This is a genomic window from Gallaecimonas zhanjiangensis, assembly GCF_057624825.1.
Genome location: NZ_CM172603.1, coordinates 2,142,503 through 2,162,167 on the forward strand (window position 1 = coordinate 2,142,503; position 19,665 = coordinate 2,162,167).

General features: G+C 58.3%; 19 protein-coding genes and 2 pseudogenes. 9 read left to right on the forward strand and 12 right to left on the reverse strand.

The window, feature by feature from the left end:
* Positions 1-4 precede the first annotated feature (4 nt).
* Positions 5-2,881 (forward strand): ribonuclease E, encoded by a 2,877-nt coding sequence (gene rne, locus AC22G1_RS10180; RefSeq protein ID WP_487316657.1) that lies wholly within the window; start codon positions 5-7, stop codon positions 2,879-2,881.
* 67 nt (positions 2,882-2,948) lie between these two features.
* On the opposite strand, the gene AC22G1_RS10185 is transcribed toward rne, so the two are convergent.
* The gene (locus tag AC22G1_RS10185; protein WP_487316658.1) at positions 2,949-3,428 is read right to left on the reverse strand and encodes a low molecular weight protein-tyrosine-phosphatase; all 480 of its coding nucleotides are present in this window, start codon (positions 3,426-3,428) and stop codon (positions 2,949-2,951) included.
* 245 nt (positions 3,429-3,673) lie between these two features.
* Between AC22G1_RS10185 and AC22G1_RS10190 the strand changes: the two are divergent.
* The 3 genes and pseudogenes from AC22G1_RS10190 to AC22G1_RS10200 all read left to right on the forward strand — a co-directional run.
* Positions 3,674-4,393, forward strand: a pseudogene (locus AC22G1_RS10190) (PAS domain-containing protein); the annotation flags it as partial.
* A gap of 201 nt (positions 4,394-4,594) precedes the next feature.
* A pseudogene (locus AC22G1_RS10195) lies at positions 4,595-4,975 on the forward strand (methyl-accepting chemotaxis protein); the annotation flags it as partial.
* Between the two features lie 65 nt (positions 4,976-5,040).
* Entirely contained in the window at positions 5,041-5,268 is a 228-nt protein-coding gene (locus tag AC22G1_RS10200; RefSeq protein ID WP_487316659.1) for a hypothetical protein, read from the forward strand.
* Here the strand turns inward: AC22G1_RS10200 and radD are convergent.
* The 5 genes from radD to htpX all read right to left on the reverse strand — a co-directional run bounded on the left by radD (position 5,265) and on the right by htpX (position 10,502).
* Positions 5,265-6,941, reverse strand: coding sequence for a DNA repair helicase RadD (radD, locus tag AC22G1_RS10205; protein WP_487316660.1), 1,677 nt, complete (start codon positions 6,939-6,941; stop codon positions 5,265-5,267). The two genes, AC22G1_RS10200 and radD, sit on opposite strands and share 4 nt — an antisense overlap.
* Positions 6,938-7,825: a tyrosine-type recombinase/integrase gene (locus AC22G1_RS10210; RefSeq protein ID WP_487316661.1), complete on the reverse strand. Its 888-nt coding sequence runs from the start codon at positions 7,823-7,825 to the stop codon at positions 6,938-6,940. The genes radD and AC22G1_RS10210 overlap by 4 nt, the downstream gene beginning before the upstream one ends.
* Positions 7,822-8,811 carry a DNA-binding protein gene (locus tag AC22G1_RS10215; protein ID WP_487316662.1) on the reverse strand — a complete coding sequence of 330 codons (990 nt, stop codon included), beginning with the start codon at positions 8,809-8,811 and terminating at the stop codon, positions 7,822-7,824. The genes AC22G1_RS10210 and AC22G1_RS10215 overlap by 4 nt, the downstream gene beginning before the upstream one ends.
* A 203-nt stretch (positions 8,812-9,014) precedes the next feature.
* Complete coding sequence (locus tag AC22G1_RS10220; RefSeq protein ID WP_487316663.1) at positions 9,015-9,536, reverse strand: putative glycolipid-binding domain-containing protein; 522 nt, start codon at positions 9,534-9,536, stop codon at positions 9,015-9,017.
* Positions 9,537-9,620: 84 nt separating this feature from the next.
* On the reverse strand, positions 9,621-10,502 hold the full coding sequence (htpX, locus tag AC22G1_RS10225; RefSeq protein WP_050658237.1) for a protease HtpX: 882 nt from the start codon (positions 10,500-10,502) through the stop codon (positions 9,621-9,623).
* Positions 10,503-10,634: 132 nt separating this feature from the next.
* On the opposite strand from htpX, the gene pepE reads away from it, so the two are divergent.
* The 4 genes from pepE to AC22G1_RS10245 all read left to right on the forward strand — a co-directional run bounded on the left by pepE (position 10,635) and on the right by AC22G1_RS10245 (position 13,270).
* On the forward strand, positions 10,635-11,336 hold the full coding sequence (gene pepE, locus AC22G1_RS10230; protein ID WP_487316664.1) for a dipeptidase PepE: 702 nt from the start codon (positions 10,635-10,637) through the stop codon (positions 11,334-11,336).
* A 58-nt stretch (positions 11,337-11,394) separates the two neighbouring features.
* A complete protein-coding gene (locus AC22G1_RS10235) occupies positions 11,395-12,009 on the forward strand; it encodes an FKBP-type peptidyl-prolyl cis-trans isomerase (protein WP_050658239.1) in 615 nt (204 codons plus the stop codon).
* A 52-nt stretch (positions 12,010-12,061) separates the two neighbouring features.
* Positions 12,062-12,733, forward strand: coding sequence for an alpha/beta hydrolase (locus AC22G1_RS10240; protein WP_487316665.1), 672 nt, complete (start codon positions 12,062-12,064; stop codon positions 12,731-12,733).
* A gap of 72 nt (positions 12,734-12,805) precedes the next feature.
* On the forward strand, positions 12,806-13,270 hold the full coding sequence (locus tag AC22G1_RS10245; protein WP_487316666.1) for an NlpC/P60 family protein: 465 nt from the start codon (positions 12,806-12,808) through the stop codon (positions 13,268-13,270).
* A 25-nt stretch (positions 13,271-13,295) separates the two neighbouring features.
* Here the strand turns inward: AC22G1_RS10245 and AC22G1_RS10250 are convergent, their stop codons facing one another.
* A complete protein-coding gene (locus tag AC22G1_RS10250; RefSeq protein ID WP_487316667.1) occupies positions 13,296-14,474 on the reverse strand; it encodes an MFS transporter in 1,179 nt (392 codons plus the stop codon).
* 78 nt (positions 14,475-14,552) lie between these two features.
* On the opposite strand from AC22G1_RS10250, the gene AC22G1_RS10255 reads away from it, so the two are divergent.
* Positions 14,553-15,497: an AraC family transcriptional regulator gene (locus AC22G1_RS10255; protein WP_487316668.1), complete on the forward strand. Its 945-nt coding sequence runs from the start codon at positions 14,553-14,555 to the stop codon at positions 15,495-15,497.
* Here AC22G1_RS10255 and yjjG read toward each other — a convergent pair.
* Genes yjjG through bioB form a run of 5 tightly spaced genes read right to left on the reverse strand, consistent with a single transcriptional unit; the run spans position 15,494 to position 19,663 of the window.
* Complete coding sequence (gene yjjG / locus AC22G1_RS10260; protein ID WP_487316669.1) at positions 15,494-16,162, reverse strand: pyrimidine 5'-nucleotidase; 669 nt, start codon at positions 16,160-16,162, stop codon at positions 15,494-15,496. The genes AC22G1_RS10255 and yjjG overlap by 4 nt on opposite strands.
* Positions 16,163-16,198: 36 nt before the next feature.
* Positions 16,199-16,837, reverse strand: a complete 639-nt coding sequence (gene bioD / locus AC22G1_RS10265) for a dethiobiotin synthase (protein WP_487316670.1) — start codon at positions 16,835-16,837, stop codon at positions 16,199-16,201.
* Positions 16,816-17,553: a methyltransferase domain-containing protein gene (locus AC22G1_RS10270; RefSeq protein ID WP_487316671.1), complete on the reverse strand. Its 738-nt coding sequence runs from the start codon at positions 17,551-17,553 to the stop codon at positions 16,816-16,818. The genes bioD and AC22G1_RS10270 overlap by 22 nt, the downstream gene beginning before the upstream one ends.
* The gene (locus AC22G1_RS10275) at positions 17,540-18,628 is read right to left on the reverse strand and encodes an aminotransferase class I/II-fold pyridoxal phosphate-dependent enzyme (RefSeq protein WP_487316672.1); all 1,089 of its coding nucleotides are present in this window, start codon (positions 18,626-18,628) and stop codon (positions 17,540-17,542) included. The genes AC22G1_RS10270 and AC22G1_RS10275 overlap by 14 nt, the downstream gene beginning before the upstream one ends.
* Entirely contained in the window at positions 18,629-19,663 is a 1,035-nt protein-coding gene (gene bioB / locus AC22G1_RS10280; protein ID WP_487316673.1) for a biotin synthase BioB, read from the reverse strand.
* Positions 19,664-19,665: the final 2 nt, after the last annotated feature.

Sequence of the window (19,665 nt, forward strand, 5' to 3'; positions counted from 1 at the left end):
CACTATGAAAAGAATGCTAATCAACGCAACTCAGGCTGAAGAGTTGCGGGTGGCTTTGGTGGACGGCCAGAAACTATACGATCTGGATATTGAACACCCTGGTCACGAACAGAAAAAAGCCAATATTTACAAAGGTAAAATCACTCGCGTAGAACCCAGTCTGGAAGCGGCTTTTGTCGATTACGGTGCTGAACGCCACGGTTTCCTCCCCTTAAAAGAAATTGCCCGCGAATACTTCGTCGAAGGCGCCAAGGTTTCCGGCCGTCCCAACATCAAAGATGTGTTGAAAGAAGGCCAGGAAGTCATTGTCCAAATCGACAAGGAAGAGCGTGGCAACAAGGGCGCCGCCCTCACCACTTTCCTGAGCCTTGCCGGTTCTTACTTGGTATTGATGCCCAACAACCCCCGCGCCGGTGGTATTTCCCGCCGTATCGAGGGTGACGAGCGTACCGAGCTCAAAGAAGCCATGTCTGGCTTGGAAGTGCCGGAAGGCATGGGCCTGATTGTCCGCACCGCCGGTGTCGGTAAATCTGCCGAGGAGCTCAAGTGGGACTTGGACGTGCTACTGCACCACTGGCAGGCAGTCCAGGAAGCAGCCAACAGCCGCCCTGCCCCCTTCCTTATCCACCAGGAATCCAACGTAATCGTTCGGGCGATCCGCGATTACCTGCGCCGTGACGTAGGCGAAATTGTTATCGACCACAGCCGAGTGTTCGAACAGGTTAAAAACCACATCCAGACCATGCGTCCGGATTTTTTGAACCGGGTCAAGCAATACAAAGGCGAGATCCCGCTGTTCAACTACTACCAGATTGAGTCGCAAATCGAGTCCGCCTTCCAGCGCGAAGTGCGGCTGCCTTCCGGTGGCTCTATCGTTATCGACACCACCGAAGCCCTCACCGCCATCGATATCAACTCGGCTCGCGCCACCAAGGGCGGCGATATCGAAGAAACCGCGCTCAACACCAACCTGGAAGCGGCCGACGAGATTGCCCGTCAGCTGCGTCTGCGTGACCTTGGCGGCTTGGTGGTCATTGACTTTATCGACATGACCCCGGCCCGCCACCAGCGGGAAGTGGAAAACCGCCTGGGCGAAGCTGTCCGTGCCGACCGCGCCCGCGTGCAGCTTGGCCGCATCAGCCGCTTTGGCTTGATGGAGATGTCTCGCCAGCGCCTGCGCCCGTCTCTGGGCGATGCGTCCAACCACATCTGCCCGCGTTGTACCGGTACCGGTTTTGTGCGCTCTACCGAGTCTCTGGCGCTGTCCATCCTGCGTCTTATCGAGGAAGAGTCTCTTAAAGACAACACCGCCCAGGTAGAAGCGCAGGTTCCCGTGAGCGTTGCCGCTTATCTGCTGAACGAAAAACGGGGCGCTATTCGCTTTATCGAGCAGCGCCACGACGTGCGCGTCTTTATCGTGCCTAACACGCACTTGGAAACGCCGCATTTTGAGGTGCTCCGTCACCGCGAAGACGACGAAATCGAAGATGCGTCTTACGACTTGGCCAAAGCCCCCGAGCAGCAAAAGGCCGTTTACGTGCCGCCAGTCGCCGCCAAGCACAAGCGTGATGAACCGGTGCTCAAAGGCCTGCAAGCCCCTGCCGCTCCGGCTCCGACCGCACCTGTTGCCAAACCGGTGCAGGCTAAGCCGGTAGCGGCTAAAGCCGAAGCCAAACCGAGCCTTATCAGCCGCATTATCAAAGCGCTGTTTGGTTCCAGCGAAGCCGAAGTGCAACAGCCTGAAGCCAAAGACAACAAGCGCCAACAACACAACCGCAAGGGTGTTGACGCCCGTCGCCAGCAAAAAGGCCGTGGCAATAATCGCAACAACCGTGACGACAACCGCGACAGCCGCAACAACCGTCAGCGCAGCGAAGGTGGCGAGCGCCGTGAGCGCAACGCGCCGGTGGCCAAAGCCGACAACCGCGAACGTGACCGTGAGCGCGATGCCAAGGCTGCAGAGAACCGCGACAACCGCCGCGAGGAAGAGCGCAACAAGCGCCGCCAACGCAGCGACGAAGACCGCAACAGCAAACGCCAGCAAAAAGCGCATGAAGAGCAGCAGGTTGAAGCCGTTGTTGAAGAGGTCAAGGAAGAGGTTGTCAACGAAAGGCCAGCACAAGTGCGCCGCGAGCGTCGCCAGCTGACCCAGTCGGTGCGCATGAAAGACGGTGAAGCCCAGGTAAGCCGTACCGAGGTGGACGCCGCGCCGCAGGTTGCCGAGCAGCCCAAGCCGCAACCAGCCAAAGTGCAGCAGCCCAAGGTTGAAGCCGAGCAAGAAGACGTTGCCGTAGTTGAAGCCGGTGAAGACACCACGTCTCATTACAACAATGAAGACGGCGACAACCGTCAGCGTCGCCGTGGCCCGCGTCACCTGCGCGGCCATCGTCGCCAGCGCCCTGACCGTCAGGCTGAAAGCACCGAAGAGCAAGGCGAGTTGGACTTGGCTGTTGCCCAAGAACAAGCAGAGCCGAAGATCGATACTGTCGAATCCGTTGAGCCGGCCGTACAGATCGCCGAGCCTGCGGTAAAAGAGGTGGTGCCTGAGCCGGTAGTCGAAGTACAAGCAGCCGCTCAAGAGCCTGTTGCTGCCCCGGTTGTTGAAGCAGCACCCGTTGTTGAAGCAACCCCGGTGGTGGAAGCCGACGCGCCAAAAGCTGAGCCGGTGAAAGCCAAGCCCAAAGCCGAAGCAAAAGCGCCCAAAGCTGCCAAGCCAGCCGGCCGTGCCCAAGCTCCGATGGCTCGCCCTGCCGAAATCGACCTGGCGCCTGTGGTGCGTAACCCGCAGCCATTTGATCGCCAGCCGGTTGCCAGCAGCGGTAAAGCCGGTGGCTTGAATAGCCCTGACAGCCGGGCTTCAAGCCCCATGGCGAAGGTCTAAAAGACCCTAAAAGAAAAGGCGCCGAAAGGCGCCTTTTTTATCGCTGCGTTTTAGTTCGCTGGCCTGGTTACTCCGGGCTCTTCACCAGGGTTTCTATCAAGCCGTCAACCGCGGCTTCCACCAGACTCAGCACTTCTTCAAAGCCCTTGGCTCCGCCGTAGTATGGGTCGGGCACCTCATCCACCAGGCTTTGGGTTGCAAAGTCCATCAGCAACTTCACCTTGTGCTTGTGGCGCTCAGGGCAGCGGCTCATCAAATCCCCCAGATTGCGCCTGTCCATGGCCAGCAGCAGATCGAAGTGAACAAAATCGTCGCTGGAAACCTGCCGTGCATGGATATTGGCAAAGCTATATCCCCTTTTCTCCCCGGCCTGGCGCGCGCGGCGATCCGGCTCTTCGCCAGCGTGATAGGCAATGGTGCCGGCCGAGTCCAGATCAACGTTTAGATTTCTATCGGCGAAACGTTTCCTGGCCACGGCTTCAGCCGTGGGCGACCGGCAAATGTTGCCCATGCAGATAAATAAAATGCGGTGTTGCTTGGCGGTCATCAACATTGACTCCCTGCTCACTGGCTGCCTGACTTTCTTGCTTTTTCTTTTCTAAAGATAAGATACAGATAATGAAGAAAAAAACACCTCCATCAGAAAGGCAGGGCTGATTGAGCCGCTTAGTACAGGGCCAAATGATGTGATGGCCGTCACGTAACGATGAGAAATCGTCTAGGCACAAGCCCATCAACGCATTAGCGACCGCCTATTAATAAAGGAATGTAAAAAATGATTAAGGGACGAACATGTTTCAGCATAAGAAGCAGTGGTTGGAGAAGATTGATAGCCTCCAACAACAGGTAGCGGACCACCAACACGACTTGGCGGCCATCAAGGAACATGTCGGCTTTATCAGCTTCAGCCCAGACGGCGTTATCGAGGAAGTGAATACACTCTTTAGCAAGGTAACCGGCTTTCGCGCCGAGGAACTGGTGGGGCATCATCATCGGATGCTTTGTGAACCAGACCTCGCCTCTTCTCCTGGTTACAAAGCCTTTTGGGCCGACTTAGCCCAGGGTAAGCCGCAACAAGGCACCTTCAGGCGGCGGCGCAAAGACGGTTCAGCCCTGTGGTTGGAAGCGACCTACTTCCCGGTTGAAGACGAAAATGGCGCCATTTACAAGGTCATCAAAATCGCCTCAGACATTTCCGAAGCCTTCAAAGCCTCTCAGGAAAAGTGCGCCATCTTTGAGGCGGTGAATAAATCCCAGGCCGTGATTGAGTTTACCCCTGACGGTTACGTACTGAGCGCAAATAACAATTTCTTACGGGTATTTGGTTATCGCCTGGACGAGGTACTCGGTAAGCATCACCGGATGTTTTGTAAGGCCGATTTTTACGAACGTAATAAAGACTTCTGGCAGCGTCTGCAATCCGGGCAACACTTTAGCGGTAAGTTTGAAAGGCTGAGCGCCGACAGCCGCCCGGTGTGGCTGGAAGCCACTTATAACCCGGTATTCAACGAAGACGGCAAGGTCTACAAGATAATTAAGTTCGCCTCCGACATCAGCCGGCGGGTCAACCAGCTGCAGCAGGCCGCCGAACTGGCGGCCTCCACCTCCGAGCAAACATCGCAAATCACCACCAATGCCAAACATGCCCTTGAAGATGCAGTAAAGGCCTCCCAGCACATTACCAGCCAAGTGGAAGAAGCCCGCAGCACCAGCAGCACCATGGAGCTACATTCATCGTCCATCAGCGACATCGTCTCTACTATCAGGGCCATTGCCGAGCAGACCAATCTGCTGGCCCTTAATGCCGCCATTGAAGCGGCCCGTGCCGGTGACCATGGCCGGGGTTTTGCGGTGGTCGCGGACGAAGTGCGAAAGCTGGCCACCCGCACTGGAGAAGCGACTCAGGAGATAGCCCGGGTGGTATCGGACAATGGCCAGCTCATCACCACCATCAGCAAGCAGATGGAGGGGATCAACGCCGAAGCTGGGCAAGGCCAGCATATGATCTTGGATATCAACCAAGGCATGGAGGAAGTGGAAAAAGGCGTTCTTAACTTTACCCGCCTTATCCACGAACTCACCACCGCCGTTTAATGGCCTGCATCCAATGGGCTGTTGCATACGTAGTTGAAAGACGTGCAACACCAAGGATGCAGAAAATGGAAAATTACTCGGCAGTGGATATGGCTGAACGGCTAGCCGTTATGGAGTTTATCGTCACCCAAACCTTGTCAATGGCGCTACAAGGCCATCCCCAACAGGCACAATTGCTCACCCGGCTTGAAAGCCAACTGGTTGAGCGGCTCAGCAGCAGCGCCTTTGCAGACAGGCCCGCCTCCTCCATGGCCAAGCGCATCTTGAAAAACGCGAAGGCGGGGCTTGCTTAATCCTCTTGGTGTTGGCTGATGCGGCCCTGGTAGTCAAAGACCCGCTCTTTCACGCGCCAGCCTTTTTGCTTGGCAAGCACCAAAAATTTGGGTTTACGAAGCTTTGCCAAAAATCCGCCAAGGCGCGCATCGTCCGGTAAAAATAATGCGCCGGGGGCCGGATTTGCTTCGGATAAAAAGCGGCGCAGCGCCTTGGAGCCCCATTTCAGGCTTTCAGTTACATCTTGCCCGTCTAGGTCAAGGTAAGTCAGCGTGAGAGCATCATCCGTGATGGCGCAGTGCCAGTCGGCCACCTTGAACAGGTGCTTGTCGCGGCTCTTCATGGCCTCTCTGAGCTGTTTGTCGATATCCACCAGGGCATGTTGGCAATGAGGACAGTGGCGGGCAGCAATATCGGCCTCGCCGCCACACTGGCCGCACAGGCGAAAGCGAAAGCGAAAATCGCATTGCTGCTCGGGCCCGGTCATTCCCTGGCAGCGGCGGCCAAAGTGCTCGATGATGTCGCCGTCTTCATCCACCTTGCCCCAGAAGGTGTTGGTAAAGTCGCACACAGGGCATGGCACCGAAACCGGCACCGTACCGGGTGGCTTGGGTTCACCTACCTCGGGGCTGAAGATATCGACATCGCTGCCGGCATAATCAAGCACCAGGCAATCGTCTTTTCCCTCAAACAAGCGAAGGCCGCGCCCCACCATCTGCTGGAAAAGCGACACCGATTCGGTGGGGCGCATCAAGGCAATAACATCCACATGAGGGGCGTCAAAGCCGGTGGTCAGCACCGATACGTTGACTAGGTATTTGAGCTTTTGCGCCTTAAATTCGCTGATCAGCCGCTGGCGCTCGGCGCTTGGCGTGTCGCCAAGAATAAGGGCGCTTTGCCCCTCAGGCAGGCAGGCGAGGATCTCCCTGGCGTGTTTACGGGTCGCCGCGAAGATCATCACCCCGCGGCGCCTATCACTGAGCTCAACCAGGTGCTGCACCAAGGCCGGTGTCAGCTTGCCCTGCCCGGCTAAGGCGCGGTCCAGGGCCGCCTCGGTCCAATGCTCTACCTCTTGGGAAAAGTCGTAACGGATGGCGGGCGCCGGCACCTTGTGCACAGGGGTCAAAAAGCCGTCTTTTATCAAGCGGCGCAGGGGAAGCTCATAAACGCAGTATTTGAACAACTTAGGCTCGGTACTACGCACTTGGCCACTGGCATGAAACTGATAAAGCCAGCCACCGTCCAGGCGATAAGGTGTGGCGGTAAGGCCCAGCACAAAAGCCGAGGCGAAATGGCGCAGCACCTGGCGGTACTGGCTTTCATCATCGGGGCCTATGCGGTGGCATTCATCCACCACCACCAGGGAGAAGTCGTCGCCAAATTGCGAAAGATTAGGCGCTACCGATTGTATTGAGGCAAACACCACCTTCCCCGTACTGCACTTTTGCCCAAGGCCTGCCGAAAAAATAGAGCCGTCTTCTCTCACCGCCTCGTACTTGGCGGCGTTTTGCTCCACCAGCTCGGCCACGTGGGTGAGCATCAGCACCCGGCCCTTGGCTATGCGGGCAAGTTCGGCGATCACCAAGCTCTTGCCGGCGCCGGTAGGCAGTACCAGCACTGCCGGCTCGCGGTTTTTCTTAAAGTAATTGACGGTCGCGCGGACGGCTTCTTGCTGATAGGGCCGCAGTTTCATGAAAAGGCTTTGGCTATGGCTTCTTTGGGGGTGGCATCGACATATTCTTTCAGGCTTTCCAGGCTCTGCCAACGCCCTACCGCCGCCACATCCACCAGGCTGACCCCGTTACGCACCGCCAAGGTGGCAAAACTGCGCCGCAAGCTATGGCAGCTGACCCCTTCCAAACCCAATGCTAAGGCCCGTTTTTGCAAAGCATGATTGAGGCCATGGGTGGTCATGCCCTCGCCCATCACCGCCCCATGGCGATTAACCCGGCGCAGCAACAATCCTGAGCAGAGCGCGCTCTGCTCGCGCCACTTTTGCAGCCAAAGGCCTGGGTCAAGGGGCGCTGGCAGCTTTGGCAGCACCAAGACCTTGCCAAGGCCCTGCTGATCGGTCTTGGAAAAACGAATACGAATGGCAAGGCCGGCCTCTGTAAGCTCCAGATCCTCAAAGCGCAGGTTGGCAAGCTCGCTGCGCCGCATGGCAGCGGAGAGCCCCAGGCTTATCATCAAGCCGTCGCGAAGGCCAAGGAGGCCGTCTTTCTCGCAACTTCTTAAGAGGGTGTCGATTTGCGCCCGGCTAAGAGTGGCGGCCTTTTTTTTGTCGGTGCCTTTTTGTAAGCGGCCAAGGGCCTTAAAGGCTTGGCGCACCTCGTCGTTCACGGGGTCAACAAACCCTTGGCGCCGATGCCAGGCCTTGATGGCACTGATATGGCTGCGAAGGGTGCTAACCGAAAGATGTGCCCCTTTTATCCCCAGGTAACGCTTTAGTTGGCTTGGGCTTGCTGGCAGCGTAAAGCCAGCGGTTACAAATTGCTTAAGGCCAGCGCTGTATTGGTTGCGGGTGCCTGGCGCCGTTGCCAGCTCCAGCCAATCGTCCGGCAGAGCAGGCAGGCTCATGCGCCACCCAGGGAGGTTTTCAGGGCTTCGAGCTCGCTTTTAAGCTGCTGGCGCTTTCGTACCTGCTCAGTCAAAAAGGCCACCTCGCCTAACAGCGTATCTAGCTGCTGCTGTTGCTGCCCAAGAGCCTCGGCAAGCTCTGGCGCAGCGCTCTTGCGGGTAAGTTCGCTATTAAGAGCCGCTATCTCTGCCAAGGCCTGCTCAAGTGCCTGGGCCTTTTTATCTGCCTCGGCTTTTAGCGCCGGCAAGGCGCTGGCTTGCTGCTGCAACGATTGCACCATACCACTTAGGTTGCGGTTGTCTTCCTGGCTGTCTCGAAGGGCATCTTCGAGCTTTTTCTGGGCGTTTTGCCACTGCCAGCGGCTCTCCTCAAACGCCTCTTGGCGTTTACTGGCTTCGGTTTGCCAACGTTCCTGAAAGTGCTGCTGCTGGTGAAAAAGGTGATTGACCTGGGCCCGGTTGTCCTCGGCCTCGCGCTGCCATTGCCCGGCCTGCTGGCGCACCAGTGCCAACTGCCGCTGGCTCTCGGCCAGCAGTTTTTGTTGCTGGCCCAACTCTTCGCCAAGGGCCGCTTCGCGCTCTGCGCCGGCCTGCAAGGCTTGTTGCTGCTTGGCTTGCTCCTCGCGGGCTGTAGCGAGAGCGGCCAGCGCGTCGTTTTTTTCCTGCTCTAAGGCGGCAACGCGGGCATTAACCGCGGCTTCAGCGCTGTTGATCGCTGCGTCTTTGTCCTTTTCCATTTGCTGAAAAAGCGCGTCCAGAGACTGCTGAAGGTGTAACGGTGTAGCGAGCCTTACACTGCGCTCTTCCTGGGAAGAGGCGTGCCACTCCTGCAAATAACGGCTAATAGAGCTGTTGGAGCCGCCCCCCAGCCATTGGCGAACGTTATTCACCGATGGCTGCTTGCCCTCGTCCACCAAGGTCTGCGCCGCTTTCCATACGTTGTCGCGATTGGCCCTGAGTTGCTGGCCGAGGGGGTTAACAGGCATAAAGCACCTTTATGTAAATGTGTAATAGTTACATTACACACATTTTTACGGACAAGTATCATTCAGTCAATCTTATTCATTAAATTTTAAAATGGATATTTTGGTAAGTTATATTGTGTTTTGTAACGCCAGCGCTGGGGAGCATCAGGCCAATAAAATCGGGGCCTTAAGCCCCGATAAAATGCCTTTGTGATGCCCGGACATCAACATAACTGACACCACAACTCGCCATAATCTTTGACCATACCGTTATCGTCGATACTGAGGTCGGCCGTAAAGCCGGTAGCCAGATTGGTGTAACGGTAAAGCCGCGGTGCGAGGTGGGCGTAGTTTTGCTCTACCACTTCAAAGCGGCCCTGAGGGAAGCGATACCAGATAACCTTGATGGTTCTGTCGTCTCCGACAGCCAAATCGAGCCTTTTGATGGGTAACATGTTGGTGGCCAGGGTAAAGCCAAGATCCACATCCAGGCAGCCTTGCCACTCGGGCCGGGGCTCGCCGTCGCAGGTCCAGTTGCCCTCCCCGTCGCCGATAACGGCAATGGGCAGCCCCCGTTTGGGGATCACCGTCGCCTGGCGGGTGCGCCAACAGGAAAAGCAGCGAATTTCGTAATCGATGGCAAAGGCCTTGCCTTCATAGAGCCCCAGTACCGTGCCTTCCAGGTCGTGCTCGTTAAAACTCAGATGCTCAAGGCTTTGCCAGGGCCCTTTCCACAACATGTCCATCCACACACTCCGCCGACTGATGTTTCTTTCAGCCTAGGATAAAAAAAAGGCCGCACAAGGCGGCCTCAAGGAGTGGGGATAAGGTTAGCCGGCACGCAGGGCGGCGATACGTTTCTCGATGGGCGGGTGGCTCATCAGCAGCTCACCCAGAGTGCGTTTGCCGCCTTGGATGCCAAAGGCCGCCAGTTGGCCTTCAAGGTGGGACTCTTCATGAGCACGGCCCAGACGCTCCAGCGCACCAATCATTTTTTGGCGACCAGCCAGGGTGGCGCCGCCGGCATCGGCACGGAACTCACGTTGACGAGAGAACCAGGCGACGATGATAGAAGCAAGGATACCGAACACCATCTCCAGCACCATCACGATGGCAAAGTAGGCAAGGCCGCCAAGGCCTTGGCCTTCTTCCTCGTCGTTGCCGCGAAAGAAGTTGGAAATAATGCCGGCAACGACCCGCGCGAAGAAAATCACAAAGGTGTTGAGTACGCCCTGGATAAGGGTCATGGTCACCATGTCGCCGTTGGCTACGTGGGAGACCTCATGGCCCAGCACTGCTTCCACTTCGTCACGGTCCATCTTGTATAAAAGGCCGGTGGATACCGCCACCAGCGAGTTGTCTTTGCTGGGGCCGGTGGCAAAAGCGTTCATGTCGGGTGAGTCGTAGATGGCCACTTCCGGCATTTTGATACCGGCTTGCTGGGCCTGGCGGGCAACGGTGGTTACCAACCATTGCTCCATTTGGTCGCGGGGTTGGTCAATCACCCGGGCTCCGGTGGAGCGCTTTGCGACCCACTTGGACATCAACAAGGAGATAAAGCTGCCGCCAAAACCAAATACGGCAGCGATCACCAGATAGCCGCCGATAGAGTGATATTGCACACCCAGCGCCGACATCACGATGTTTAGCACCACGGACAACACCAGGATCACGGCCAGGTTGGTTGCCAGGAACAATATGACGCGTTTCACAATAAGACTCCTTTGGTCAAAGACGCGTTGGTCTGATTGACATAATATGTCCGCACTTTTGGTTTTCAAGCCCACCGACAATAAATTTTCGTTATCATTGGCACCTTTACCGTCACCATAAAGGTTTCACTGATGCGAGCCTTACTGCTTTCGGCGTCCCGCGTTGGCGATACGCCCTATCTTGTCCATGCCCTGCCCTTTATCGACGCCCTACTCAAAAGCGGCGAGCGCGAGCTGCTGTTTGTGCCCTATGCCGGGGTCACCATTTCTTGGGACGACTACACCGGTAAAGTGGCCGAAGCCCTGGCGCCACTCGGTATTACCGTCACCGGTATTCACAGCACTGATGACCCCATCAAGGCGGTGCGCCAGGCCAAGGCCATCGCCGTTGGCGGCGGTAATACCTTTAGGCTGGTGACCGAGCTTTACCAGCAGCAGGTGCTGGGCGCCATCAAAGAGCAGGTGCAAGCGGGCACGCCTTATATTGGCTGGAGCGCCGGCTCCAATGTGGCGGGCAAAAGCGTGCGCACCACCAACGACATGCCCATCGTCTACCCGCCAAGCTTTGACGGCATCAACCTGGTGCCTTTTCAAATCAACCCCCACTTTACCGACTACGTACAGCCGGGCCATAACGGTGAAACCCGTAGCGACCGCCTCAACGAGTTTTTGACCTTAAACCCGCAAGAGCGCGTGGTATGCCTGCCAGAAGGCACGGCTCTGAGCCTCGATGGCAACAAGCTGACCTTGCTGGGCGGCAAAGGCGGTTACCTGATGCGCTTTGGCGACACCCAGCGCATTGAAGAAGGCAGCGATCTCAGCCACTGGCTGTAACGAGGCCGGGGGCTCTGCTAAGATCCCCTTTCTTTTTAGCTAAGTAAGTGAGTCAGACATGGCTGATTATCAAACCCTCGAACAGAAAGCCAGTTACGGTGTAGGCCGCCAAATGGGCGACCAGCTGGCCCAGCAAGCCTTTGACGGCCTGGATATCCCCGCCGTTCAGCAAGGTCTGGCCGACGCCCTGCGCGGTGAAGAATTTGCCGTTACCCCGGACGAGATCAACGCTGCCTTTGACGTTATTCGCAGTCGCCTCGAAGACGAAGAAAAAGCCCGCCACAGCGCCTTTATCGGTGCCAACGAGGCTTTCCTGGCCGAAAACGCCCAGAAAGACGGCGTAACCGTGACCGATTCTGGCCTGCAGTACGAAGTGCTGACCGAAGGCAATGGCGCCATCCCCACCGCAGCCAACAAGGTCAAGGTGCATTATCACGGCACCCTGATTGACGGCACCGTTTTTGACAGCTCCGTTGCCCGTGGCGAGCCCATCAGCTTCCCGGTGACCGGCGTTATCAAAGGCTGGGTTGAAGCCCTGCAATTGATGCCGGTAGGCTCCAAGTGGCGCCTGACCATTCCTCAGGATCTCGCCTACGGCGAACAAGGTGCCGGCCGGGCCATTCCGCCCTTCGCAGCCCTGGTGTTTGAAGTCGAGCTGCTGGACATCGAATAACCAGCCACGATGCAAAAGGCAGCTTCGGCTGCCTTTTTTAATGGAATTGCCCATGAGCCTTTTGCCACACCTGACCCTTGAAACTGCTCCCAACCCCGATGCGGCCGTTATCTGGCTCCATGGTCTGGGGGCCGATGGCAACGACTTTGCCCCGGTAGTGCCCGAGCTTGGCCTGCCCCAAGGGGCGGCAGTACGTTTTATCTTCCCCCACGCGCCGAGCAGGCCGGTGAGCGTTAATGGCGGTTATGTCATGCCGTCTTGGTACGACATTTTTAGCCTCGACCTCGAACGCAAGTTGGATGAAGGGCAGCTCAGAGCCTCAAGCGCTGCTGTTAAAGCGCTTATCGAGCAAGAGCTGGCCCGGGGCATAGCCAGCAACCGCATTGTGATAGCCGGCTTTTCCCAAGGCGGCGCCGTGGCTTATGAAACGGCGCTGAGCTATGACAAACCCCTGGCCGGGCTATTGGCGCTCTCGACCTACTTTGCCACCAAGGCAACGGTTGAGCGGAGCCCTGCCAATAACAGCCTAGCCATCGCCATTCACCACGGCGTGCAAGACCCGGTGGTACCGGAGCTTTTGGGCCAGCAAGCCAAGGATGCCCTTACTGCCATGGGTTACGCCCCTGACTACCGGCGCTATAACATGGAACACAGCCTTTGCTTGGTGCAAATCAAGGACATTGGCGCCTGGCTTACCCAAGTGCTGCGCCTAAACTCGCACTGAAACAAGGCCTTGCCCAGCTGGGCAGGGCCTTTAGCTGCTGCTAAGGTGGCAAAAACACCTGCCGGCCCCGCCATGAGATTTGTCACTGCCCTCGCGTTTTGCCTTTTGTTAAGTAGCTGCGCCAGTAAGGCGCCGCCCCCAGCACCTGCGCCGCAGCCCAAAGCGGCCAGCACCGTTACCGAAAAGCTCCATAGCCAGTATCGCCAGTGGCGTGGGGTGAAATACCGCCTGGGGGGCACCAGCAAAAGTGGGGTGGATTGCTCCGCCTTTACCCAAATCACGTTTGCCCAGCAGTTTGATGCGTCGCTTCGGCGCACCACCGCCGAGCAGGTCAAACAAGGCCATTGGATAAGCCAGCAAAAGCTGCGCCCGGGAGACTTGGTGTTTTTCAAGATTGGCCGGGTGCGCCATGTGGGCATTTATCAAGGCGACGGGATGTTTTTGCACGCCTCCACCAGTTTAGGGGTAACCGTCTCAGCCCTTACCGACCCTTACTGGCAAGCCCATTACTGGACGGCCCGGCGGATACTCCAGTAAAAAAGCCGCCTCTTGGGCGGCCTTTTCAACGCAGCTTACACAAGGAGCGGTAGGTAATGGCTGCGGCCACCAGCATCAATATGCCGCTCGCCAGCATCACGCCCTGGGCGTCGCTGCTGTCGACAATCACGCCGCCAAGGGCCGCCCCCAGAGCAATGGCCAATTGCACTGCCGAGACAATCAACGCGCCGCCGCTCTCGGTTTGGTCCGGCACCACCTTGGTTATCCAGGTTGACCAGCTGACTGGCGTGCCGCCAAAGGCAAGCCCCCACAGCACAATGGCCGGCAGGCACAATAACCCCGCGCTCCCCATCGCCCCCAAGGCCAGCAAAGCCGCCATCATCATCAGCGCGGTGAGCAACAATACCCTGGCCAGGTGCCGGCCAATCAAGCGCCCGGCCAGCAAGGTGCCGAAGAAATTGGCAAGCCCGAAGCCCAGCAGTACCAACGCGATGGTTTGCAGCCCGAGTTGCTGGCTTTCAAGATAATCGCGAAGGTAGGTAAAACCGGCAAAGTGGGCGGTAAAGATGAGCACAACCACCCCTATACCCAGGCCAATACCCGGCCTTTTCAGTACCATCCACAGCCCCGACACGCTGCCGCCAGCTTGCGGGCTTAGCGGTGGCAACAGCAGCCATTGGCCAGCCATAGTAAGGGCGCTCAGCACTGCGGCCATCATAAACACCTCACGCCAACCCAAAAGCCCGCCAAGATAACTGCCGAGGCCAGCGGCGGTGATGGTAGCCAGCGGCACCCCGCTAAAGATAAGGGAGAGCGCTCTTGGCGCCTGCTCTTCGCTGACCAAGCGAATGGTGGTGGCCGCGGCTATGGCCCAAAAGCCGCCCAACGCCAAGCCTAGGCCGATGCGCGCTGCCAGCAACACCCACAGGTTTGGCGCGGCGGCCACCATCAGGTTGGACAGCAGCATCAGGCCGCTCAGGCTCACCATTACCCGGCGCCGGTCGATATTGGCGGTCAAAGGCACAACGGCAAGACCTCCCAACAGCGCCATCACCGCCGTCACTGTTACCGCCTGCCCCATTTGGCCGGCACTGACCCCAAGCTCGTTGCCCATGGGGGTGAGCAGGCTGGCCGGCAAGAATTCGGCAGTCACCAGGGCGAACACCCCCATGGCAATGGACCAGACCGCAGCCCAGCCGGTAGTGGAGGCCCCGGCCGCGGCAGGAGTGGAAGAGTCGGACATGCTTACCTCTGAAATTATCCAAAATCGGGGCTAAGAATACGGTAAGCTTTCCGGACGAACTATCACACTAAGTCCGTAATGATTGATACATCGTCTGGAGCACCGCCGTCCAACCAAGACCGGCTCAGCCAACTGCTGATGGGTATGCGCCTTTTTGGCGTCTGTTATCGCCATGTGCAGGCCGAAGCGCCTTTTGGCCTGAGCTACAGTCATCAGCCCGGCCGCAGCCATCTGCATGTGGTGATTGAGGGCGAGTTGGAACTGCGTACCGCCAGTGGTTACCAGCGTTTGGTGGCCGGGGATGCCTTGCTGCTGCCGCGCAGCCAGGAGCACGCACTGCTAAGCGAACGAGAGCTGGCCTGCGCCGACATCCTCTCATTAGACGCAGAACCGGTGTGCGACCATTTCGGGTGCCTGGGCGGCAACCCGGACAGCAGCCACCGTTTTTTCAGTGCCTGTATGGCCATGGATCTGGGGCCAATGCAGCCGCTGGTGGCGCAAATGCCGGAGGTTATCCACGTTGGCACCTTGCTGGACCGCTACCCCGAGCTTGGCGCCATCCTCGATGCCATGCGCCGCGAGTCGTCTTTGATGCGGGCAGGCGCGGCAGGTATTTTATCGCGTCTGGCAGAAGTGCTGGCCGCCACCCTTATTCGTGGCTGGGTTGAATGCCAATGTGACAACAGCACCGGCTGGATACAGGCCATCAAAGATCCGCGCATGGGCACCTTGCTAAGCGCTCTGCATCAAGATCCCGGCCAAAGCTGGACCGTTGCTTCCATGGCCAGCCATATCGGCATGTCCCGCTCGGTATTTGCCGAGCGCTTTAAAGCCATGACTGGCCTCACGCCTCTTAGTTACTTGAGTGAACTTCGCATGCAGCTGGCTCGCCAGTGGCTGGAGCAGGACAAGATGGCGTTATCGGAAGTGGTGTATCGGTTGGGGTACGGCTCCAGTAGCGCTTTCTCGCGCGCCTTTAAAAAGGCCACCGGCCAGACGCCGGGGGCCCTTCGTAGCCTTTAAGCCAGCAGCGCCTGCAGATCGCTAAGGGCGCTCACTTCAAAAGTGGGGGTGATGCCGTCAGGGCGAGCCTTGCCGTGGCGGTTAAACCAGCAGGTATCCAGGCCCACACCGGCGCCACCGGCCACATCGGCGTGGGGGTTGTCCCCTACCATCAGCGCCTTTTGCGGCTGGCCGCCCATTTTTTCAAAGCTGTAATGGAAAATAGCCGGATCTGGCTTGGCAATGCCCGCCTCTTCGGAGGTGACCACCAAGTCGAACAGCTCATGCCAGCCAGCCTTGGCAAGACGCCCCGGCTGCATGGCCTTAAAGCCGTTACTGATGATGCCAAGCTTGGTGCGACCCTTGAGGCTTTGCAGCAGCTCATGAGCGCCGGCCATGGGCGGGCAGTTGTCAACCATGGCGTCTTGAAACTGGCTGTTAAGGGCGGTGGGCTCCACCCCGAACTGGCGGCCAAAATGGGCAAAGCGGCCTTGCTGCAATGCCAGCATGTCGATTTGCCCCAGGTGGTATTGGTCCCAGAGCTTGAGGTTGGCGGCCTGGAAATCGCTATAGCATTGCTCGGTCATGTCATGGCCATAGCGCGCCAGCAGGCTTTTCAGGCCCCCTTTGGAGTCGAAATAAAACAAGGTTTCGTCGGCGTCAAAAAGCACCCATTGATACTGCATGAAAGGCTCCGCTGCCGTGAAAAGGCTGGCAGCCTATCACGGATGCCAGTTGACTTCGATATCGGCGGGGTTGGGGCTGTGGCCGGCGGTGGCCAGCAGCGGCGCCTGGATATGGCGTTTCAGATATGCCAGGTTCTCCTCAACGCGGTCCATCTTGCCAAGGCCGCAATTGGCCACCCAGCCCATCAGCTCAAGGCCATCACGCTCAATGGCCTCGGCGGTCAGCAATGCATGGTTGACGCAGCCAAGCTTCATGCCCACCACCAACACCACGCCGCCGCCCCAGCTTTTAGCCAAGTCAGAAAAGCGCTGCTGCTCGTTAAGCGGCACCCGCCAACCGCCGGCCCCTTCCATCAATAGCCAATCAGCCTGTTGCTGCTGCCAGGGCGCCATGGCACTCAGCACGGTATCGACATCGAGCGCCACCCCGGCTTCGGCCGCGGCTAGATGCGGCGCTATGGGCGGCGCGAAATAAAAAGGGTTGTGGGCATCGAGGGGCAATTGCAGGTTGGAGTGGCGCCAAAGGCGCTCGGCGTCGTCGCGGCCACCAGAGGCAATGGGCTTGAGCCCGGCCACCTTGTGCCCTTGGCGAGCGAGATGTGCAAGGATGGCACAGCTAATGTGGGTTTTACCGGCGTCGGTGTCGGTGCCGGTTACAAAAAGGCGTTTTGCCATGAAATCAATCCAATTCGGTAGGTCAGTGGCAGCCCCAGCAGCGTACGTTTCGCCTCAATGGCGGCCACAAATTGGCGGTAACGCGCCTTGCCGGTGAGGCCCTGGGCTCGCCCTGGCACATGGTGAGCGCCAATGCCCTTAAGGCTTTGGCGTAGCGCGGCAAGGTCATCAAAGTGCACCACAAAGTCTTTGACCTTGAGGCGCGCGCCTGTGGGCAGCATGGCTGCCAAATTGTTTTCATCGGGCATGGCCAGAAGATGGCCCTGGCTTTTGCCCCAGGCGCTTGCCAGCTCGCGAAGGCTGCCTGCCAGCGGCAAAGTGAGCAGCGCCTGGCCGCCGGGAGCCAACACCCGGCCAACTTCCCCAAGGGCCAAAGAAAGGTCGCTGCACCATTGCAGCGCCAGGCTCGAGACCAGCAAATCCACTGAGCCAGAGGCAAGTGGCAAGTGCTGAGCATCGGCTTGAATAAAAGCGCTGTCCGGCGCCTTTTGCTGCGACTCAAACAGCATGGCGCTACTGATGTCCAGGCCAAATCGCTTCTGGGCATTGAGCCTTGCCAGGCAGTAACCGGTGCCGCAGCCCAGATCCAAAGCGGTGTTTACCCTCGCGGGTGCCGCTTCAAGCAACCAGTCGGCCACTTGTTGCTGCAAGTGCGCGCGGCTGTCGTACTGGCGGGCGGCGCTGCCAAAGGCGCGGGCCACATCAGCAAGGGCCATGGCAGGCCTCCAGACAATCAAGCAGTGCATCCAATTGTGAAGTACTGAGTCCGGCATTAAGGGTGATGCGAAGTCTGGCCTGGGGCACGGTGGGTGGGCGAATGGCCGGGCAGAAAAAGCCCGCTTCCAGCAGCTTTTGCGACAAGGCAAGGGCCGCCGCGCTGTCTTGGCACAATACCGGTTGAATGGCGGTGTCGGAGGCCAAGACCGCTATGCCCCGCTGCCGGCAACCGGCCTGAAAATGGCGAATCAGCTCGCCGAGCTTTTCCCGGCGCCAAGGCTGGCTTTGCACTTTTTTAAGGTTGCTTTGCACCAGGTTGACGGTGGCCAGCGGCAGCGCCGTGGAGTAGATGTATTCTCGGCAAAGGTTGTCGATGGCCTCCCCCAGAATTTGGGGGCCAGCCACAAAGGCGCCGCCGGCGCCAAGGGCTTTACCGAAGGTCGCCATCAGAATATCGGGCTTGGCGCCTTGCTGCTCCATCAAGCCGCGGCCATTCTCCCCCAGCACGCCTATGCCGTGGGCATCGTCGATATAAAGGGTTTGCCCCAGGGCTTTTAATGCTGGGATGTCGGCAGTGTCGCCGTCCATGGAGAACACGCCGTCACTGACAATCAGGCTGGGGGCTTTAACTAGCCCCTGCAGCTGGGCCACATCTAGGTGGCGATAGCGGCGAAAACGCCCACCGCTTTGCAAACTGCCGTCCAGCAAGGAGGCGTGGTTAAGGCGGTCGTGAAAGACCGGCACCTCGCCGAAGAGTTTGAGCACGCCGCTGTTGGCGGCAAAACCGGAGGAGAAAAGCCGTACCGACTCAAACCCCAGCCAGTCGACTAGCGCATCGCAAAGCTGCTGGTGCGCCTCACTTTGGCCGCTCACCAAGGGCGACGCCGTGGCACCGCCCCCAAAACCTTGCCCTTCGGCGGCCAGCGCCAGGTAATCGTTACCGGCCAAGTCCAGGGCATTGAACCCTGCCACCTGCACCCGGCCTTGACCCAGGCGGGTCACCTGGCGGCTTTGCCGCCAGAGTCCTTCGGCCCGCGCTTTATCGAGGCGCGGGCCTAGCCAGCTACTGAGCATTTAGCGCACTTCGTAGTAATTGACCGGGGTGTTTTCCATGGCGATTTGTGCCGACAGCACCGCTTCGGTGGTTTCGTCGTCGGCGCCGTGGTACTGCTCGGTGTTGATACCCAGCTTGGCGAACAGTTGCAGATCGGTGTTGGCTTCCGGGTTCTTGGTGGTGAGCAGCTTGTCGCCGTAGAAAATGGAGTTGGCACCGGCAAAGAAGCACAGCGCCTGCATTTCTTCGCTCATTTTCTCGCGGCCGGCCGAGAGGCGCACATGGCTTTTAGGCATCAGGATGCGGGCCACGGCAATAGTGCGCACGAATTCGATGGGGTCGAGATCGTCAACGTTTTCCAGCGGCGTGCCTTTGACCTTGACCAGCATGTTGATTGGCACCGATTCGGGATGCACGTCGAGGTTGGCCAGCTGCTGCAAGAGGCCGGCGCGGTCACGCTTGTCTTCACCCAGGCCGACGATGCCGCCGGAGCAAATTTTCATGCCGGCGTCGCGCACATGGCTCAGGGTATTGAGGCGGTCTTGGTAGGTGCGGGTAGTAATGATCTGCCCGTAAAACTCGGGGCTGGTATCGAGGTTGTGGTTGTAATAATCAAGGCCAGCGGTTTTTAGTGACAGCGCCTGATCGGCGGTCAGCATCCCCAAGGTCATGCAGGTTTCCAGGCCCAGGGCTTTCACCTCTTTGACCATGGTCATCACATAGGGCATGTCTTTTTCTTTGGGGTTCTTCCAGGCCGCGCCCATGCAAAAACGGGTGGCGCCCACTTCCTTGGCCCTGCGTGCTTCGGCTACCACCTTTTCCACTTCCAGAAGGCGCTCGCGCTCCACTTCGGTGTGGTAATGGCCTGATTGCGGGCAGTATTTACAGTCTTCGGGGCAGGCACCGGTCTTGATGGACAGCAGGGTGCTGACCTGCACTTCATTGGGATTGAAATTGGCGCGGTGCGCGGTTTGGGCGCGGAAAAGGAGATCGTTAAAGGGCAGATTGAAGAGAGATTCGATCTCGGCAATGGTCCAATCGTTACGCAGGCTCACAG

Excerpts from the sequence above, each read along its gene's own strand:
- rne (WP_487316657.1), top strand. The coding sequence starts at position 5 with ATGAAAAGAATGCTAATCAACGCAACTCAGGCTGAAGAGTTGCGGGTG.
- AC22G1_RS10185 (WP_487316658.1), bottom strand. The coding sequence starts at position 3,428 with ATGACCGCCAAGCAACACCGCATTTTATTTATCTGCATGGGCAACATT.
- AC22G1_RS10200 (WP_487316659.1), top strand. The coding sequence starts at position 5,041 with ATGGAAAATTACTCGGCAGTGGATATGGCTGAACGGCTAGCCGTTATG.
- radD (WP_487316660.1), bottom strand. The coding sequence starts at position 6,941 with ATGAAACTGCGGCCCTATCAGCAAGAAGCCGTCCGCGCGACCGTCAAT.
- AC22G1_RS10210 (WP_487316661.1), bottom strand. The coding sequence starts at position 7,825 with ATGAGCCTGCCTGCTCTGCCGGACGATTGGCTGGAGCTGGCAACGGCG.
- AC22G1_RS10215 (WP_487316662.1), bottom strand. The coding sequence starts at position 8,811 with ATGCCTGTTAACCCCCTCGGCCAGCAACTCAGGGCCAATCGCGACAAC.
- AC22G1_RS10220 (WP_487316663.1), bottom strand. The coding sequence starts at position 9,536 with ATGGACATGTTGTGGAAAGGGCCCTGGCAAAGCCTTGAGCATCTGAGT.
- pepE (WP_487316664.1), top strand. The coding sequence starts at position 10,635 with ATGCGAGCCTTACTGCTTTCGGCGTCCCGCGTTGGCGATACGCCCTAT.
- AC22G1_RS10235 (WP_050658239.1), top strand. The coding sequence starts at position 11,395 with ATGGCTGATTATCAAACCCTCGAACAGAAAGCCAGTTACGGTGTAGGC.
- AC22G1_RS10240 (WP_487316665.1), top strand. The coding sequence starts at position 12,062 with ATGAGCCTTTTGCCACACCTGACCCTTGAAACTGCTCCCAACCCCGAT.
- AC22G1_RS10245 (WP_487316666.1), top strand. The coding sequence starts at position 12,806 with ATGAGATTTGTCACTGCCCTCGCGTTTTGCCTTTTGTTAAGTAGCTGC.
- AC22G1_RS10250 (WP_487316667.1), bottom strand. The coding sequence starts at position 14,474 with ATGTCCGACTCTTCCACTCCTGCCGCGGCCGGGGCCTCCACTACCGGC.
- AC22G1_RS10255 (WP_487316668.1), top strand. The coding sequence starts at position 14,553 with ATGATTGATACATCGTCTGGAGCACCGCCGTCCAACCAAGACCGGCTC.
- yjjG (WP_487316669.1), bottom strand. The coding sequence starts at position 16,162 with ATGCAGTATCAATGGGTGCTTTTTGACGCCGACGAAACCTTGTTTTAT.
- bioD (WP_487316670.1), bottom strand. The coding sequence starts at position 16,837 with ATGGCAAAACGCCTTTTTGTAACCGGCACCGACACCGACGCCGGTAAA.
- AC22G1_RS10270 (WP_487316671.1), bottom strand. The coding sequence starts at position 17,553 with ATGGCCCTTGCTGATGTGGCCCGCGCCTTTGGCAGCGCCGCCCGCCAG.
- AC22G1_RS10275 (WP_487316672.1), bottom strand. The coding sequence starts at position 18,628 with ATGCTCAGTAGCTGGCTAGGCCCGCGCCTCGATAAAGCGCGGGCCGAA.